General features: G+C 59.3%; 12 protein-coding genes and 5 pseudogenes. 15 read left to right on the forward strand and 2 right to left on the reverse strand.

Annotation, left to right across the window (positions count from 1 at the left end):
* Positions 1-88 precede the first annotated feature (88 nt).
* Both BXE_RS46885 and BXE_RS07840 read left to right on the forward strand, forming a co-directional pair.
* Positions 89-1,600, forward strand: a pseudogene (locus tag BXE_RS46885) (filamentous hemagglutinin); the annotation flags it as partial.
* Positions 1,601-1,603: 3 nt separating this feature from the next.
* Positions 1,604-1,897, forward strand: a complete 294-nt coding sequence (locus BXE_RS07840; protein ID WP_038456453.1) for a hypothetical protein — start codon at positions 1,604-1,606, stop codon at positions 1,895-1,897.
* 43 nt (positions 1,898-1,940) lie between these two features.
* Here the strand turns inward: BXE_RS07840 and BXE_RS47130 are convergent, their stop codons facing one another.
* Positions 1,941-2,213, reverse strand: a complete 273-nt coding sequence (locus BXE_RS47130; protein WP_233518799.1) for a SymE family type I addiction module toxin — start codon at positions 2,211-2,213, stop codon at positions 1,941-1,943.
* On the opposite strand from BXE_RS47130, the pseudogene BXE_RS07845 reads away from it, so the two are divergent.
* The 13 genes and pseudogenes from BXE_RS07845 to BXE_RS07895 form a co-directional block, all read left to right on the forward strand.
* A pseudogene (locus BXE_RS07845) lies at positions 2,158-3,225 on the forward strand (filamentous hemagglutinin); the annotation flags it as partial. The gene BXE_RS47130 and the pseudogene BXE_RS07845 sit on opposite strands and share 56 nt — an antisense overlap.
* Before the next feature lie 260 nt (positions 3,226-3,485).
* Positions 3,486-5,304 (forward strand): annotated as a pseudogene (locus BXE_RS45730) (hemagglutinin repeat-containing protein); the annotation flags it as partial.
* 14 nt (positions 5,305-5,318) lie between these two features.
* On the forward strand, positions 5,319-5,759 hold the full coding sequence (locus BXE_RS07860) for a hypothetical protein (RefSeq protein ID WP_038456443.1): 441 nt from the start codon (positions 5,319-5,321) through the stop codon (positions 5,757-5,759).
* Entirely contained in the window at positions 5,756-6,619 is an 864-nt protein-coding gene (locus BXE_RS07865; protein WP_148222926.1) for a hypothetical protein, read from the forward strand. The genes BXE_RS07860 and BXE_RS07865 overlap by 4 nt, the downstream gene beginning before the upstream one ends.
* Before the next feature lie 19 nt (positions 6,620-6,638).
* Entirely contained in the window at positions 6,639-7,034 is a 396-nt protein-coding gene (locus BXE_RS45735; protein WP_148222927.1) for a hypothetical protein, read from the forward strand.
* Between the two features lie 619 nt (positions 7,035-7,653).
* Positions 7,654-10,167: pseudogene (locus tag BXE_RS45405) on the forward strand (hemagglutinin repeat-containing protein); the annotation flags it as partial.
* A complete protein-coding gene (locus tag BXE_RS07875; protein WP_011487826.1) occupies positions 10,164-10,577 on the forward strand; it encodes a hypothetical protein in 414 nt (137 codons plus the stop codon). The pseudogene BXE_RS45405 and the gene BXE_RS07875, both read left to right, overlap by 4 nt.
* A complete protein-coding gene (locus tag BXE_RS07880; RefSeq protein WP_038456435.1) occupies positions 10,574-11,143 on the forward strand; it encodes a hypothetical protein in 570 nt (189 codons plus the stop codon). Before BXE_RS07875 ends, BXE_RS07880 begins: the two co-directional genes overlap by 4 nt.
* 55 nt (positions 11,144-11,198) lie before the next feature.
* Entirely contained in the window at positions 11,199-11,483 is a 285-nt protein-coding gene (locus BXE_RS45740) for a hypothetical protein (RefSeq protein WP_148222928.1), read from the forward strand.
* A 195-nt stretch (positions 11,484-11,678) separates the two neighbouring features.
* Positions 11,679-11,835, forward strand: a pseudogene (locus BXE_RS45410) (IS3 family transposase); the annotation flags it as partial.
* Between the two features lie 824 nt (positions 11,836-12,659).
* Entirely contained in the window at positions 12,660-13,289 is a 630-nt protein-coding gene (locus BXE_RS07885) for a hypothetical protein (protein ID WP_011487827.1), read from the forward strand.
* A gap of 48 nt (positions 13,290-13,337) precedes the next feature.
* The gene (locus BXE_RS07890; protein WP_011487828.1) at positions 13,338-15,092 is read left to right on the forward strand and encodes a ShlB/FhaC/HecB family hemolysin secretion/activation protein; all 1,755 of its coding nucleotides are present in this window, start codon (positions 13,338-13,340) and stop codon (positions 15,090-15,092) included.
* Between the two features lie 169 nt (positions 15,093-15,261).
* Positions 15,262-15,471: a hypothetical protein gene (locus BXE_RS07895; protein WP_007182315.1), complete on the forward strand. Its 210-nt coding sequence runs from the start codon at positions 15,262-15,264 to the stop codon at positions 15,469-15,471.
* A gap of 131 nt (positions 15,472-15,602) precedes the next feature.
* Here BXE_RS07895 and BXE_RS07900 read toward each other — a convergent pair whose 3' ends face one another.
* Positions 15,603-18,236 carry an FUSC family protein gene (locus tag BXE_RS07900; protein ID WP_038456429.1) on the reverse strand — a complete coding sequence of 878 codons (2,634 nt, stop codon included), beginning with the start codon at positions 18,234-18,236 and terminating at the stop codon, positions 15,603-15,605.
* Positions 18,237-18,267 lie beyond the last annotated feature (31 nt).

The raw sequence follows: 18,267 nt of genomic DNA on the forward strand, positions 1-18,267 counted from the left end.
GCCCGACCACGGACGGGTTTATTGTTTATAGCGTCGTTCAGTCTGGCGTGGTAACGAGCCTGCCGTGCTGGACCTCAATCCTCACGCGGGCGCGTACATCGCGAGTACGGCCGATGCCTCGAAGAACGGTTTGACCACTGGCACGCTGACGGTGAGCGATATCCAGAACCACTCCGATTACAGCGCCTCGAGCGGCGGCTTCAGTGCGGGCGCGGGGATCGGTTCAACGGGCAAGGCGGTGGGGCCGGGTTCGGTCAGCGGTGCGGGTGGCGTGACGCCGATGATGTCGCAACACGATAGCGGCAGCAGCAGTGCGACGACGAAAAGTGCGATCAGTGCCGGCACGATCAGCGTCACGGACGCGGCGAACCAGGCGCAGGATGTGGCGGGTATCAATCGCGATACGACGGACCTGAACGGCAGGGTGTCGAAGCTGCCGGATGTCAATAATCTGCTGTCGGCGCAGGCGGATACGATGAATGCGGCGCAGGCGGCGGGGCAGGTTGTGGCGCAGGGAATTGGTGCGTATGCAGACGGGAAGAAAGCGCAGGCCGGGCAGCAGGAGAAGGCGGATGAGCTGGCGGGAAATACTGCCGCTGCTGCAGCCGACAAGGCCGAAGCTGCGTCGTGGGATGAGGGTGGGACGAACCGCGTTGTGGCGCACACGATCGGCGGCGCACTGGTTGCCGGGCTGGGAGGTGGCAGTGCGCCTGGGGGCGCGCTCGGTGCAGGCGGATCGGCAGCGCTGGCGGGCAAGCTGAACGGTCTTGCGGACGAGATTGGCAGGCACACTGGATCGATGACGCTGGGCAACGTAGCATCGAATGTGCTGGCTGGTGCGGGTGGAACGTTGCTTGGCGGCAACTCGGGAGCGTTCGCTGCGTCAAACGAGGACTTGTACAATCGGAGTTCAGGCAACGGTGAAGGCAAGGGCGGGACGGGGAACGAATTTATAGACCGTTTCGCCGCATGGTCAGACGATCCGCTGGGTACGTTGAACCGGCAGATGTCGTCGCTGGGCGACGAGTTTGGCGCACTTATGAGGCACGGTGCGCAGACCAAGATGTCCGAATCGCCGGCAAGCCTGATGGCTCAGGGTGCTGCGAACGGAGTCAGTGCTGTCACTGGTGTGGGAGGAGGCAGGCCGCCGGCTGCAAGTCCCGGAATGGTAGTTGTGAATTCGTCGACGGGGCAGGTCGCGAACGCTGCAGTTGGTACGCCGGGTAATGCGACTCTCAATAGTGGCAACGATGATCAGCAGTCAGCGAACAATGGCGCCAGTGATAACAGTCCCTACTCGAACCTTTCAGACTCTCCAAGTGTCGGACCAGGCAAGAACTTCACGGCAGCCCAGAAGCAAAAGATTTATCAGCAAAATATGGAGAGCAACGGTGGGGTGTTGCGATCGGATCAGGATGGAACTGAATTGGTCATGCCAAGCAAGAGCGAGAAAGGGGTTACGCCGCCTTCGAATGAGGCACAGATTGACCATATTGTTCCGCGGAATCCGGCTGATCCGGACGCATCGAAAGGTACGAATAGTTATGGCAACGCCCAAGTACTATCACGGGATCAAAATCGGCAGAAGTCAAACAAATAGCATATGACCTCAAATCAATGGCCTTTCAGTGAGCTGCCGAATGTGGCAGTTATCGCCAATCGTAAGATTGTGCAGGGGCGAGAATGGATTGCTTATGTCTCGCATGATAGTGACGACGGCGCATGGCAATTCCACACGAGCGCACAAGAACCTCCGACGGAAGGCGAAGCGGCTCTCGTCAGTTTGGAGAGCATTATGAAGATTGACGGCACGATCGCAGAGCTTGCCGATCTTCCGCTTGGATGGCATGCATGGCGCAAATCAAAAAGTGAGCCTTGGCAACGTGCGAAGATGTAGTGCAATAAACCCGGCTGTAGCCGGGTTTATTGTTCGTGAAGTTTCAATCTGGTGTGGTGACGAGCCTGCCGTGCTGGACCTCGATCCTCACGCGCTGTCCGGGCGAGAAGCCGGCCTGCTCAAGCCACATGCCGGCGATGCGCAGCCACGAAAAAAACCTTGGTGTACGCCAGTCCCTGCCGGGTTTCGGTTTGCGCGGCTGGAAGCGGATATGGCGCGCTGCGATGTTGTAGGCGAGGCGACGAACCTGCTGGCCGGGTATCAATCGCGATACGACGGACCTGAACGGCAGGGTGTCGAAGCTGCCGGATGTCAATAATCTGCTGTCGGCGCAGGCGGATACGATGAATGCGGCGCAGGCGGCGGGGCAGGTTGTGGCGCAGGGAATTGGTGCGTATGCGGATATGAAGCGTGATCAGGCATCTGATGAAGCGACTGCAGCTTCTTGGGATGAGGGTGGAGCGAACCGCGTTGCACTACATGTCATTGGCGGAGGGCTAATTGGTGGTCTTGGCGGCGGCAGCGCGTTCGGGGCTATCGGTGGCGCGGCTGGTGCCGGTCTTTCCTCTGCGATGGCCGGTGAGCTGGACAGGATCTCAAAGGGAGTAAAAGCGGCAACGGGTTCGGAACTTCTTGGCAATATTTCGGCGAACGTAGTTGCTGGAGTTGGCGGCGCACTGGTGGGTGGAACGGCGGGCGCAGCTACCGGTTCAGCGGTTCAGCTATACAACCAGGGCAACGACAAGCGCAAGAGTCTGGTCGCACAAGTATGTCCGGCAGGCGCGCAGTGTAGTGACGCAACGTTGAGTGCAGCGATTCAGGCGCAGGGAGCAAATGCCGGCGAGGCCTCCGCAAACATGAAAGCTGGCGCCCTTTATGGCGTTCCTGCGGCTGCCGTGGTTGCGCTCGGACCAGAGGCCGTAACGGCGGCGCTACTGGCTGGAGGCTATGATTACGCGGGCAATTACTATAATTTCAAGACTGGGCTTAGCAAGGACGCACCAAGCGTTACGAATTCATATATCGCTGGAGTTGTTGGCGGCTTGTCATCTCCCTTCCTGATCGGGGACGCCGCAATTGCTGGAATGGGAATGGCTGGAAAAATCGCGGCCAATGTGTACAACGCTGGGGCGACGGGTGTCGGTGCGTTTGGGAGTGCTGGGATGACCGGAAGTAATCCAGATCTATCTGCGGGTGTCGCCGCATCCACAACAACTGCTGGCTCGTGGGCAAAAGCGGTATTGCCACCGCCTCTGGGGAATTTTGCTAACCAGCTTTTGCAAGGCGCAGCCGGGCCGATACAGGGCGCAATTCAATCGGGAAAATGATTATGGAGACTCCGGTGCTGCGGAAGTTCATCGTTCGGTACGTTAAAGCATATATCTCTGTGTTTGCTGTTATTGGCGTAGTTGTCGCAATTTCTGAATTCCAGGGTGCGGGCTGGAGGCCTGCATTAGCTGGCGTTCCGGCGTACATTTCTCTTTTTGCCCTGGTTACGTATGCCATGGTTAGGGAACTCCGCGAGCTAAGAAAGGATGGCAATAGAGACAAATCGTAGCGTCAGTATTCTGGGATGAGCGCGAGGTGTATCAGTTCAGGTGGCGATACGAACATCGTGGGCTCGAATGTAAAGGGCAATCACGTTTCTGCGGATGTGGGCGGGAACCTGAACATTGCCTCGGTGCAGGATACGACGGTGAGTAGCGCGCATCAGCAAAGCTCGGGCGGTGGTTTCAGCATCAGCCAGGGCGGGGGCGGCGCGAGCTTCAGCAGCCAGCACGGCAGCGCGAACGGCAACTATGCCGCAGTGAACGGGCAGGCCGGGATTCAGGCAGGCTCCGGTGGTTTTGATGTGAACGTGAAAGGCAATACGGATCTGAAGGGCGCGTACATTGCCAGCGATGCGGACCCGTCGAAGAACACCCTTGCCACGGGTACGCTGACGTACTCGGACATGCAGAATCATTCGGACTACAGCGCGTCGACAAGCGGCTTCAGTGCGGGCACGCAGGGCGTCATGCCGATGCTGGGTCAGTCGGCAAGCGGCAGTTCCAGTGCGACGACGAAGAGCGGCGTGAGCGCGGGCACGATTACCATTACCGATTCCGCGAATCAGAAGCAGGAAGTGGCGAGCCTGAACCGGGATACGTCGAACCTGAACGGTACGGTGTCGAAGCTGCCTGACGTGAACACGGTGCTTGGCAATCAGGCTGATGTGATGAACGCGGCCAATGCGGCAGGGGAAGCGGTGGCGAAGGACATCGGCACGTACGCGGACTACAAGCAGAAAGCGGCGCTTGACGGCGCGAAGGCGGCGAACGCGCTCGGAGAAACCGGTACGGCGGCGCAATACGGGCAGGATGCGGCGGACTGGGGAGAAGGGGGCGCGGATCGCGTCGGTATGCACATTGTGGCAGGCGCGGTGCTTGGCGGGCTGGGTGGTGGCAACTTTGGCAGCGCGCTCGGCGGGGCGGCAGGTGCGGGGGTTTCGGCTGGACTCGCGCCGAGGTTGAATGAGTTGAGTAATTCGATTGCCAATGGGGATCCGACCGGCAATGCGACGGCTGACAGGATGCTCGGGCAGGTTGTTTCGAATCTGGTGGCGGGGGGCGGCGGGTGCGGCTGCAGGGGGTGGTGCAGGTGCTTTTGCTGCGTCGAATGCGGATATGTACAATCGGCAGTTGCATCCTGAGGAAAAGCAGGCAATCAAAAATCTGGCCAACGGGGACACCGATAAAGAACACCGCTTGGAAGCGGCTGGATGTGCCTTGGTTCACTGTGCGGCCGAATTTGCGCCGGGTACGGTGGACTACGCTAAATATTCAGCGCTGGAGGCAGAAGGTGCAGGCTACACCACCGAACAGGCTCAGTTGCGGAACTACACCGGTACGTCTGTCTCGCTTGCGGGCTATGGTGGCATGGTGCGGCAGAACTCGGGGGGATTGTTCCAATATCCTGTGGCTGATTCAACTGCTGACAACAAGGCAATGCAGGCTGCAATGGAGGCTCAGCGCCCCGGGTCAGTTGACTATTTGACGGTACAAGGTGGCGGACTTGGGGTCAGCGGCGCATTAACTGTCAATCTTCATAACGGCAATGTTTACTTGTCGGGCTCAGGCTCGGTGCCTGTCGTGCCAGGCGCGTCAATTGTTGGGGGTATGGTCGCCTCCAACCCGGGATTACCTTCGGGACAGAAAGGAAGCAACACCGACGACTTTTTGGCGGGCGCATCTGCTGGAGGCGGTGCGTGCGCGTTCGGTGTCTGCGGGGGCGTGAACCACGGAATCGGTGGTGATACTGCCTTCGAGGTAGGCGTAGGAACAGGTGGGATAACCAAGGCGCCTAATCTGAGTGGGTATGGCGGCACAGGATACGGCAATCGTATTGGCAAAATGCCTGGGTATTGATTGGAGCGTATTACATGCGAAATCTAAAGATCTGGATTGGTGGGCTGCTTGTGCTGGCATTTGGATACATTTTCTTTCATGGCGTACTACTCAAAAACCCAACCGATGTCTCGCGCAAGTTTAATTTGATGAAGTCTGACATGGACTACATGCTCGGGATGGGTGGGAAGGTGGTATTCCGAAAAGACTTGGATCGCGGAAGCGTAGCGTCCCTGACGCGAAACATCAGTGCCAACTCGTGGACTGATCAATTATTTGACAGATATCAGATGGCGCTTGAGGGCCGAGGATGGAAAGTCAGGCAGCACACCGACAACGAAAAATGGGAGGCATGCAAACTCGGTGCGCTAGCCAGGCTCGACATTAAGCCAGAATTCTTCCCGGCGCTCTCCACCAACACGTATGAAGTCCGCTTTGAGTACAGCTCCGCAACGATTGGCGAATGTGGCCCTTGAGCGATAGCACTTCTGATAACCAAGCCTACACAGACCGGTTCAATCGGCTGTTGCATTCTGATGAACGTCAATGGGCGAAGGCCAATGCAAGCAAGTTCGCGCAGTTCTACAAGGACCAGACCGGCCAAGACCTTACTGTCGATCAGGCGCAGAACATGTTGCTGGCGAACGGCTACCGTCTGGTCGATTCAGTGGCCAGCAAGGGACCCGGCGGCGATGCCACCGCCGTGGCGTTTATCAGCCAGAATGCAGGCAAAATGTTCACGGCGACTACAGCCGAGTACAACAACCCGTTCCTCTATAGCAATGCCGATCATTCGCTGTCGCCCGAACAGCAAGCGCTTCCAGGTCACCAAGCACATCCGCAAATTGGTGTGGCAGCAGGCGGTACGCTAGCGATGGTCACACTTGGGACAGTCATGCCTGTTGTTGCAACCGGTTGGGCGATTAACTCGCTGTACGACTATGGCGGTGACACGCTGGCATACGTGACTGGTCTGAGCAAGGATGCGCCGAACACCTCAAAGTCACTTACAGTTGGTTTTGTTGCAGGTCTGGCCGGACCGGCTGCGTTATCTCTCGATACCCTTGGAAATGGGATTGGTGCCAAAGTGGCGGTTGGGGTATACAACGGCATACTAAATGGGACGGCGGCCTACGGCGGAAACGCAATCGCGAATCCATCAAGCGACCCATCTGCTAACGCAACTACCTGCGCAACTTCTTACGGCATCGGTACGATGGCACAAACGCTGATGCCGGGCAAAACCGGCGACATCGCGAACCACGTCATTCAGACCTTGTCGGGGCCGACTCAGACGGCGGTTCAAAACGCAAACAAGACGACCGGAAAGAAATGACCAACCTTGGCAATATCTGATGAACATCTTATCCACTCCATTCGAACTTATTAATGGTGGCGGCTCAAGTGCCGTCTCGGGCGCATTACTTCTAGCTGTGGAATGTTTGATTGTCTGTTTGGCATTTCTGACTATTCGGCGTCTCGCCATTTTTGCAGGAGCAAAGAAAATGCGAGTTACAGGACATGTGAAACGGAAATGGGTAATACCCGAACATCGTGAATGGCAAGGGAAGGCATACGTCACTGTACTTGCAAAGAACGCACTCGAAGTGAATGTTGAGAATCGTTCCTTGCAATTCTGTCCCGTCGCATGGAAATACGACCGGGTTAACGAAGGCGACGAAATCGACATCGTTGTACAGCGGGGCCGTTTTGAGGGCGAGCTACGAATCCTGGATATCGGGCCATTCTGATTGACCCATCAAGGACATGTACAACCGGCAACTACACCCCGACGAGCGACAGTGGGCGAAAGATAACGCCAAACAGTTTGCCCAGTTCTACGAGGACAAGACTGGCCAGTCGATCACGGCGGATCAGGCGCAGAACATGTTGCTGGCCAACGGCTATCGTCTCGTTGATGCTGCGGCGAGCAAGGGACCTGGTGGTGATGCGACTGCGGTGGCGTTTATCAGTCAGAACGCAGGTGGCATGTTCACCGCTACTTCAGCCGAGTACAACAGTCCCTTCCTTTATGGTAACAAGGATGGTTCGCTGACGCCGGAGCAACGGGCATTGCCGGGAGCCGTCGCTAATCCTAAACTCGGCCTCGCTATTGCGGGCGCGTTGGCGGCACCGGCGGTCCTTCCTGCACTGGCAGCGATACCGGGTGCGCCGATCTTCGGGATTGACGGGGCATTGGGTTCGGGGACCTGGACATCATCGGTGGGAACCGGCGCGATTAGCGCGGGCATCAACGCGGGCTCGCAGTATTGCCAGAACGGGACGGTCAATCCCATTGACGTGGCCGTTGCTGCGATATCGGGAGGCGTTGGCGCATCCGGCGGGCTGGGATGGAACGTGTTCGTGAATGGCGTGGGTGGTTCGGCAGGCACGGCGATCAATAACGCGATCCAGCAGTCGCAGGCGGCGGGTAGCAGTCAGGATGGACGGGCCAAGGCCCTGCACACGATTGCCGCGGTCGGCAACGCCGGCAGCGCGGTCGGGTCGCTGGCGGGTGGCGGCGCTCCGGATATCAGCGTGCAGTTGAGCTACGGCACGAGCAGGACGAAGAACACTTTCACGGAAGACCAGACCACGCAGACCGGCTCGACCGTCAAGGCCGGTGGCATGGCATCATTCACCGCGACCGGTGGCGGTGATGGGGCAGCGTCGTCGAATAATGGCAACGTGACGGTCGCCGGTTCGAGTGTCAGTGGCAACGATGTCATGCTGAGCGCGAAGAACGATGTGAATCTCCTGAACACGACGAACACCGATTCGACGCGCAGCACCAACGAATCGAGCAGTGCGAGCGTGGGCGTTTCGTACGGCACCAAAGGTTTTGGTGTGTCGGCGTCGATGAGCAAGGCGCACGGCGATGCGAATTCGGATGCGGCGATGCAGAACAACACGTATGTGAGCGCGACCAATAACGTGCCGATCAGTTCCGGCGGCGATACGAACATCGTCGGCTCGAATGTAAAGGGCAATCACGTTGCTGCGGATGTGGGCGGGAACCTGAACATTGCCTCGGTGCAGGATACGACGGTGAGTAGCGCGCATCAGCAAAGCTCGGGCGGTGGTTTCAGCATCAGCCAGGGCGGGGGCGGCGCGAGCTTCAGCAGCCAGCACGGCAGCGCGAACGGCAACTATGCCGCAGTGAACGGGCAGGCCGGGATTCAGGCAGGCTCCGGTGGTTTTGATGTGAACGTGAAAGGCAATACGGATCTGAAGGGCGCGTACATTGCCAGCGATGCGGACCCGTCGAAGAACACCCTTGCCACGGGTACGCTGACGTACTCGGACATGCAGAATCATTCGGACTACAGCGCGTCGACAAGCGGCTTCAGTGCGGGCACGCAGGGCGTCATGCCGATGCTGGGTCAGTCGGCAAGCGGCAGTTCCAGTGCGACGACGAAGAGCGGCGTGAGCGCGGGCACGATTACCATTACCGATTCCGCGAATCAGAAGCAGGAAGTGGCGAGCCTGAACCGGGATACGTCGAACCTGAACGGTACGGTGTCGAAGCTGCCTGACGTGAACACGGTGCTTGGCAATCAGGCTGATGTGATGAACGCGGCCAATGCGGCAGGGGAAGCGGTGGCGAAGGACATCGGCACGTACGCGGACTACAGGCAGAAAGCGGCGCTTGACGGCGCGAAGGCGGCGAACGCGCTCGGAGAAACCGGTACGGCGGCGCAATACGGGCAGGATGCGGCGGACTGGGGAGAAGGGGGCGCGGATCGCGTCGGTATGCACATTGTGGCGGGCGCGGTGCTTGGCGGGCTGGGTGGTGGCAACTTTGGCAGCGCGCTCGGCGGGGCGGCAGGTGCGGGGGTTTCGGCTGGACTCGCGCCGAGGTTGAATGAGTTGAGTAATTCGATTGCCAATGGGGATCCGACTGGCAATGCGACGGCTGACAGGATGCTCGGGCAGGTTGTTTCGAATCTGGTGGCGGGGGCGGCGGGTGCGGCTGTAGGGGGTGGTGCAGGTGCTTTTGCTGCGTCGAATGCGGATATGTACAACCGGCAACTACATCAGCCCGAAAAAACGAAGGCACAGCAGATTGCAGCGGCGGCAAAGGATCAAGGGCTGATGAACCCTGATGGTTCGCCGATCACGGCGGCACAGATCGAAAACGCCATGCGTGGGGCGAACAATAGCCAATATGGTGAGATCGCTGCGACGGGCGTCGTTGTGCCGTTGAACGCGGGTACGCCTGCGGGTGCGGTTTATGACACGGCCGGGATGAAGCTGGTGGCGGACAGCACGGGGAGTTATCTGGTGCAAGATCCGTCGATGTTGGCGACACCATCAAAAGCGCTGCAAGACTTGATTACCCAGAACACGGGCGGCTCAAATTCGCCGTATAGCTGGAATGCGCCATCTACCCAAAATGCAGCCGGGCCAAGGATCGATGCTACTGGGCCGTTCACTCCGGCGGCAAATGGCTGCATTACGGCTGAATGTGCGGCCGGTATGCCCAACTCAGATCCACGCAGCAATCCCGACGTTACCGTGCAGGCGGGCTTTCACGTGCCGGTCTCTCCAGGAATTGCTGTCGGGCCGAATTTCTCGTACACGCCGAGCGATGGTTCGGCTTCGCTTAAGCCGGACGTCACAATCGGTAGTTTGGGGGATTTCGGAGCGAGCATCAATTTTTCGGGCGATTCGCGTTATTCAGGTCCAACGTCGGTCGGGGTGGGCATTGGCAAATACTTTGGCGTCCAAGTAGTCCCGAGTAATGTAACGGCGTGGCAGGAAAAATCCTGGTATGACGCGACGCGCTACATAAATGGTGTTTCAGTCGGTATCGGCGCGGGCTTCAGTACACCTGTCAACGCTTCGGTCGATCCGACCTATCAATCTCCGGTGAAGCGATGAAACCATTCTTTCAGACAACGCTTAGCCCTTCAGCAGGGGCGGTCGTGATTGGATTGCTGATTGTCGGCGTAATTGTGGTCTTTGTTCTACTGCCCGCAATTTCGCGAATAGCTGATAGAAGCGCCGGCCAGCTTATTGCGCAAGCGCGCGTCATCGCATCGTTCGGTCAGTCGGCTTTCCGTTCAGGGGGCGCGTTTTATAGATTCAGCGTTTACGAGCAGCATCTTGTTGTGTGTTTTATAACTGCGCGGTCGTATTCCTACAAAGACGTTCGGCTGGTACAGGAGAAGTATGTGCAACGGGGGAAATTGACGGTAGATCTAGAGGGTATTCGCGTTGTCCTGTGGGGCAATGCCGAGAGTCTTGAACGCTTAGCGACGGGCCTGTCCGAACGGATAGCAAATCAATGACGGCGACAACGTTCGGTGCGACTCCTACGGGCGGTAGCAATACGGTTCGGTTCAACAGACAACTTCACCCGGATGAAAAGAGCGCGATAGCAAAACAGGCGAACGGCGACCAGGCGGAACAGGACAAACTGACAAAGGCGGCATGTCTCGCAGTGAAATGCTGGGCCGAGTATCCGCAGGGAAGCGACCAGTACAATGCCAACTATGTGAGTCAGCTTGAGGCGACGCAGCTTGGGCCGGAGATTGAGTGGGTGAACCGTCAGCAGGAAGGGGGATTGTTCAACTACTCGCCGGGGCAGAAGATCACGGACATGGTGAAAAGTGATCCGCTGGGGACCGCAAAAGATTCGGCCAAGGTGGTGCTCGGCGGAGTGACGGCCAAGACCGGCGCAGGTATTTGCGCGACGACTGGTGCAGGAATGATTGCCGTTGGCCTGAGTGATATAGCCGAAGGTGCGGATGGGTTGTACAACCGTTACAACGGCATCAATTCGCCGGGAGTGAATCCGTTGCAGTATGGGTTTGCCGGACTTTGTGAACTTCCAGGTGGATTACTTCGTGGGTAGTGTGTGGGGAACGTTCACACGGGATGGGAATGCGTTCTTCGGTACGGGCGTAAATATGGCGCTTCCGAATCCGGTTCAAGCATCAGCTAGCATTACTGCTGGATGGCTTAATCAATCCAGCGTTGCACCAGGCCAGACGAATAACTTCGCCGGGGGCTATGCTGGTGACATGTCTGCCGCTTATGGCATATTTGGTGCTGGCATTATGAACTCGCCGGGCAATGGAACCGCGACAGTTATTGGCGTTGGTGGTGGAGTGAGCGCAGGCAAGAACACCAATATTGGCGGCACTGGAGGTGGGTATAGCAGTGACCAGGGCAAAACAAGAATGGGGTGGTAACTATGGTTGGTATTCCTGGCTCAACGCCTAAAACAAGAGGCCAGAAAATAGTGAGTGCGGTTGTCTTCACGGCGCTGATGAGCTTCATCGCGTACGTGGTGGTAAAGAATATCTTCTTTAGCTGAAACAACAAACCCGGCCTTGCGCCGGGTCTGTTGTTTATGGGGTCATTCAGTCCGGCGTGATGACGAGCCTGCGCTGGACTGCCATGACCGGGAAGCTATCAGTTGGGCAGCGACTACTGGCGGCCATAGCGGCCGTCGTGCGTGATGTGATGCTGGCAGCGGTCGAGCAACGCTTCGACACGACGCCGGCAAGTGCACCCATCGAATGGCTGTCCGGGCAGGAGTCCGATGTATTCGAGCATCGCGTCGGTGGCCTGCATCCACGGAAAAGCAGTCCGTTTGCCCTGTTCGTACGGGATGTGATCGCGGCACGGGATGTGACAGGCAAGGCTGCGAGCGCCACGCCCGATGCGGCGACGGGTACGAATCACCATGACGAGACGCAGGAGACGAAGACGAGCGGCTTCACGCTTGGGCCGGGCGGTAGTGCAGGGGATGCGATCAATAACACGATCCAGCAGTCGCAGGCGGCTGCTAGCAGTCAGGATGAACGGGCTCAGGGCCCTCTTTGCGCACGATTGCCGCAGTCGGCAATGCCGGCAGCGCGGCCGGGTCGCCGGCGGGTGGCGGTGATCGCCAGATTCATACGTTGCCAACAGCAAACAGGCATTCCCGAGCACAGACGTGAGTCCAAATGCCGCAAGCACACACGACAGCACTGCAAAGCCTTATTGGACCAATCCGTAACAGAGGCGACGACCGCTGCTCCACCTATCAACAGCGCAATTAGCGCACAGTTTTCCGCCAGGAAGATTTATTATTACGGTCCGATTACTTCCAGGGCGGTGTTTAACCTTAACGCAACAAGAGCAGTATCTAAATATTCACGCCGCATACCGAAGCGACCGTCACGTTCACGCCGATAAAGCAATAGAAGTGAACAAGCTCGTCGGGCTGGATAAGTCAATCGCTCTCGACTGCACGTTTCACGTAGGCCAACCCCTTTAAAAGCCGACGAAGTGATCGTCATTCCTTGCCGCACAAGGGGTTAGAGTCCAATCCCATTTCGCATTCCAGCCGGAGAGCCAATGATAATAAAGGAGGCGCAATAATGCGCACATTGACAGCAGGTATCCTCTTCACCTTCGCATTCACCGCCGGATGCGCGCCAGCGCATTACGTCACAACTGGAACTCCCGACTACGATCCTCGTATTTCAGCACGTGTGCGTATCAAGTCGGGCAACGACCAGCAAGCCGCGTCGTTCAGAGTGGGGGCGTGCTACTCCAATGCATGGGAAAGCGACCCACAGCGAGTCAACGTCGACGACGGCTTCATGGCGCGCTACAAATACTCGTCACGCAGCGTCGTGATTGGCATGCCACCGAGTCCCCGGCCCTGGATGCGTGTCGAAGGTCTGCGTTTCAAGGACATGATCCGGGAATACGTGATTCCGGCCGGGCAGCCGATCACGTTGGCGCTGAGTACGGCCGGGGACGCAGGCGGCAAATACGGCGGCTATTCGTGGTCCTGCAAGCCGCACGAGATGACCTTCACGCCGATCGCCGGCCAGGATTACGACGCGTATCTGCTTTTGCAGGACGAAGGGCGTAGGGCCCCGAACTGCTCGATCGAGGTTCGCCACATCGACGCCAGTGGACTGGACGAACCTGTTGAAACGCAGTACGCATCCAGGTGTCCGTCGTCGGGCACAGAGACCGCGCCAAAACGGGGGCCGTGAAAAGCGTCACGCAGTCAGATCAATAATAACCAGTAGAGAACAAGACCAATGCAACACTTACGCGTTGCGAGAGCACTGTCGGCAGGAGTGACGCTGACGGCTTTCGGCGTTTCGGCGCAAACGTCGCCGCCTTTACCCGATTTTGCAAATGCCGCACGCAGCGCGGCGCAGCAACAGCAACTCATCGAGCAGCAACGACAAGCCCAGGAGCGCGCCCAGGCGGTCAATGCGCCCGTCGTCCGCGCAGGTACGCCCAAGGCCGCCGGCTGGCCTGAACTGCCTGCCGGGACTCCCTGCTTCCGCATCCAGTCATTCGTTCTGGACATACCGGAGACCTTGCCCGATGCCGTTCGTGCACAAGGCGCCTCGGCGCTGCCGCAGGACCGCTTTGCCTTTGCCCGCGAATGGCTCGATCACTACAGCGGACAATGCGTCGGCAAGCAGGGCGTCGAGTTGATCGTCAAGGGCCTCGCGCAGGTGATTCTCAGCCGGGGCTACATCACCACGCGCGTCCTTGTCCCGGAACAGGACCTGTCGAAAGGCACGCTGCGCTTCTCGCTCGTGCCCGGTGTTATTCGCCAGTTACGCTTCGCCGACTCCGCAACGCGTGGCACGTGGAAGTCGGCATTTCCGGCACGCGGCGGCGATCTGCTCGACCTGCGCGATCTCGAACAGGGACTCGAACAGATGAAGCGCGTCGCGAGTCAGGATGTCGACATGCAGGTCGTGCCGACCGGAACACCCGGCGAGAGCGATGTGGAGATCACAGTGAAACGCACAAAGCCGTGGAGCGTCGTCGCTTCCATCGACAACTCAGGCACGCGGGCCACCGGCAAGCTGCAAGGCAACCTCGGCGTCGGCATCGACAATCCACTCGGACTGAACGACATATTCAACGTGGGCGCGAATCAGGACCTCGAACTGGGAGACAAAAGCCTCGGCTCGCACGGTTGGAACGGCTCCTATTCGGTTCCCTGGGGTTACTGGACGGCTACGCTCTTCGGCAACACGAATACTTATTACCAGCAGATCGCTGCGGTGAACCAGACGTTTGTATCAAGCGGCAATTCACAGATAGCAGGGCTGAAACTGCAACGTGTGTTGCGCCGCAGCCAGGACGACGTGTTCGGCTTTGAGGCGCAACTGACCAAACGCTGGGGCGCGAGCTTCATCGAGGACACTGAAATTCCGCAGCAGCATCGCGACAACACGTTCATCGAGGCAGGGCTGACCGACCGCCACTACTTCGGCGCCGCACAGTTCGACGGCACGCTGGCCTACCGGCAGGGCATCGGCTGGCTCGGTGCGATGCCCGATACGACGAACGGCCCGACGTACCGCTTTCACATGGCCGTGCTCGATGCGAACCTGTCGGTGCCGTTTTCTGTCGCGAGCCAGAGCCTGCGATATGTGACGACCTTTCACGGTCAGTTCACGAACAACACGCTGAACTACATCGATGACCTGACCATCGGCAGCCGCTACACGGTGCGCGGCTTCGACGGGGAAACGCTGCTCGCGGCGGAGCGCGGTTTTTACTGGCGAAACGAACTCCAGCTACCGATCGGCCAGACGCGACATTCGTTCTATGCGGGCGTCGATTATGGCCAGGTTTTCGGCCCCAGCACCGCCTTTCTCGCGGGTACGCAACTGGCGGGCGTTGTGATCGGTCTGCGCGGGAGCATGCCGGCTCGCATCGGCAGTTTCGCGTACGACCTTTTTGCCGGTACGCCGATTTACAAGCCGTCTGGATTTCCGACCGCGCGAGTCGCCGCGGGTTTTCAGTTGACCGCACAGTTCTAGACCGCTGGGCGTTTGTCAGTCCCACCGTTCGGATCTATAGCCATAGCGCGCTTGCATGCCCTTTGACACCTGGTCTGTGCCCATTGCAAGCCGAGTGCAAGCTCGGTGAGCGTAGAATGCCGCCTTCCCAGACCCCATCCGCGACAGCCTCGCGAACCGAGCCCGCCTCATGAACAAACCGCCGCGCAAGAAGAACCCGACCTTTGGCATTGCTGTCTTCATCGTGGTCGCGGTACTGCTGGTGATCGCCACGCTCTTCTATAACGCCATCAAGGAAAAGCACGATTTCGACAGCCAGAACGAACCGGCACCGTCGATTTCATCGGACGCGGCGGCAGCGGCCACCGCGGCGAAGCCGGCAAGTGGCGCGGCTCAGTAAGACTGCACGCACTCTGGTTTGAGCGTCGCGCCTGATCGTCGAGCGACGCTCGACGCGAGGCAGAACGCCGACCTATCCAAAACGTAAGAGCCCGCCGACCGCGCAACGCGCGATGTCGGCGCCACGCCGTTTCACTCATCCGGCAGGCGAATCACGCTTGCATCCTTGCGGATCAATGCCGCCGCCGCCAGCATCTGCTTGCATTGATGCGCAAGCAATTTCATATCGTGCACGGCGTCCGCCGAATAGTCCGGCGACTTTTCCGTTTCGACCACCATCGCATCGAGCTCACGGTTCAACTGCTTGATCTGCTCGGCCTGATCGGCGGGCGGCGCCGTGCCGGTTTCGGCTTCGGTGAGATTGTCGCGCACCACGCTCAGCGCGCGTTGAAGCGGCTGTAGCGAGATGCCTTCGGCCTGTTGTTGCGCCGTGGTGCGCAGCAGCGGCGCGGCCGCGGTGATCTGCGAAGCGAGTACGTGGCTGCGTACCAGCAGGCCGTTCAGTTCCGGCACGAACTTTTGCGCGGACTTCGGTTCGAGCATCATGCGTTGAAACGCCTGGCCCAGATTGGCGAACGCTACGTGGACGTTCTTGCGGGCGAGCCGGTAGCGGTAATCGCGATCGAGCGCGGTTGCCGCGGCTGCGGCGGCAGCGGAGGCGCCGGAGGCCGGCTTCGCGGTGGGATTGCTGACCGTGGTCGTGCCTGCGCCGACGTCGGCAGGCGGTATTGCTGCGCTGGCATCCACGGCCGCTTGAGCGTTTGCGCTGTTGCCTTCAGAGGCGCTTGCGCGGCCGCTTGAGGCAGCGCTTACGCCTTGGCTTGCAGCACCGCTTGCGCCACCGCTTGAGGCAGCGCTTACGCCCTGACTTACCGCACCGCCTGCTCCGCCGTTCGGACCAACACCTACGCCGCTGCCCGCCGCAGCGCCTGCGCCACCGCCTGCCGTGGCGAGCGCCGGTTTGCCGAAGTCGATCGCTGGATCGGCCATCGCCGCCGCGGGCGCACGTGCGCCGGCCTCGGTCACGGTGGCGACCACCGCGGCGGCCGGCTTGCCGCTCCACCACCAGCTTGCTTCCAGATATTGACGCGTCGCGCTGATCATGTTGTTGACGAGCTTGCCCATCAACCGGTATTCCCAGTACGGGAACAGGTGGCTTGCCGCAATTGCGATCGCGCAGCCCACCACGGTATCGATTGCGCGCTCGCCGATGATGCGCATGCTGCCCGGCGCGAGCAGATGGAACATGAGCAGCACGTACGACGAGGTGAACACCACGCTCGCCGTGTAATTGAACAGCAGCAGACTGTAGCTCATGACCATCGACGCGAACATCACGATCAGCAGGATGTGAGGTTCCTTGACGAACACGATCAGCGCGATGCTCGCCGCGCAGCCGATCAGCGTGCCGACGATCCGCTGCCCGTTGCGCTGCTTGGTGAGCGAATAGCCGGGCTTCAGAATGATGACGGTGGTCATCACGATCCAGTAGGCGTTGGTGAGCGGCAGCAGACGGCCGAGCCAGAAGCCCACGGCGACCGCGATGGTCACGCGCAGCGCATGGCGGAAGCTCGGCGAGGCCATTGTCAGGTTCGAGAAGATCTGGCCGAACGGCACGCGGCGGCTCGACACGAAACGCGTGAGCGCCTGGTCGAGCCGCAATTCGGTTTCGGTCGTGCTCGGTTCGCTGGAGAGACTCTTGCGCATCTTGTCGATCAGGCGCGTGGCGCTCCAGATGCGCCGGAAAGTCGACGAGATCGCCGAATAGGCCTCATGGTTTTTTGCCGGCAGGTTCTGCTTGCGCATCAACTCGATTTCGAATTCGATGGCGCGCAATTCCGCCTTGACGTTCACGCGCGTGCGCGGCGCCTGGTTTTGCAGCACTGCGAGCCCGATCTCCTCGAGGTCGGCGGCCGCTTTGCGGATCAGATCGCGGTAGAACACCAGCAGATCGGAGCCGCCGAACGTGTTGCGCACCAGCGGGTAATCGGTGTGCGCGCCGACGAACAACTCGTGCAGATCGACCGTGTTGATGAACAGATTGAACAGCATGGCGCGGCGCGGTTCGAGCTTGCCGCTCTTGAGCTTGGGCAGGTTGCGCAGCACGATGTCGCGCGCGGCATCCTGGCGTTCAACCGCGGCGATCTGCTTGTCGACCAGGTTGCGATAGCACTCGTCCAGATCGTTATCGAGGTCGTAGAACTGGGCGCGGGCCAGCAGATAGTCGGCGCATGCGAACACGCTTTCGGCCAATGCCTGCTGTTCGATGCGGTGCATCATCCAGCGGCTCACGAAGGTCGACCAGTAGGTGTACCAGAGGCCGCCCACCAGAATCCACGAGGCGTTGACGAGCGCCTGCACCGGCGTGAAATGATCTTCCAGCGTCATGACCATCATGAACAGCGTGGCAAAGCTGATCTGCGGCCAGCGGTTGCCATACACGACGATCAGGGACAGCAAAAAGGTGAGCGGCACCACGGTGCACCACAGCGCCACCGCGTTCACGGTGGCGAGGCCGGTGGCGAGCGCGGACAGGAAGCCGATCACCGTGCACGCCAGCATTTCGTTGTGCTTGTACTTGAGCGGGCCCGGCATGTCGACCACACACGCGCCGAGCGCGCCGGTGGCGATCGTGAAGCCGAGATCGCGATCGTGAAACACGATCAGACACAGTACCGCCGGTAACGACACGCCGACTGCGATGCGCAGGCCGCCATAAAAGTACTGGCTGTAGAGGAATTTTTTTATTTCGACCGAATAGCGCATCGACTGCCTGGATTCCATTCACTGAGAAAGC

The organism is Paraburkholderia xenovorans LB400, assembly GCF_000013645.1.
Lineage (GTDB): Bacteria > Pseudomonadota > Gammaproteobacteria > Burkholderiales > Burkholderiaceae > Paraburkholderia > Paraburkholderia xenovorans.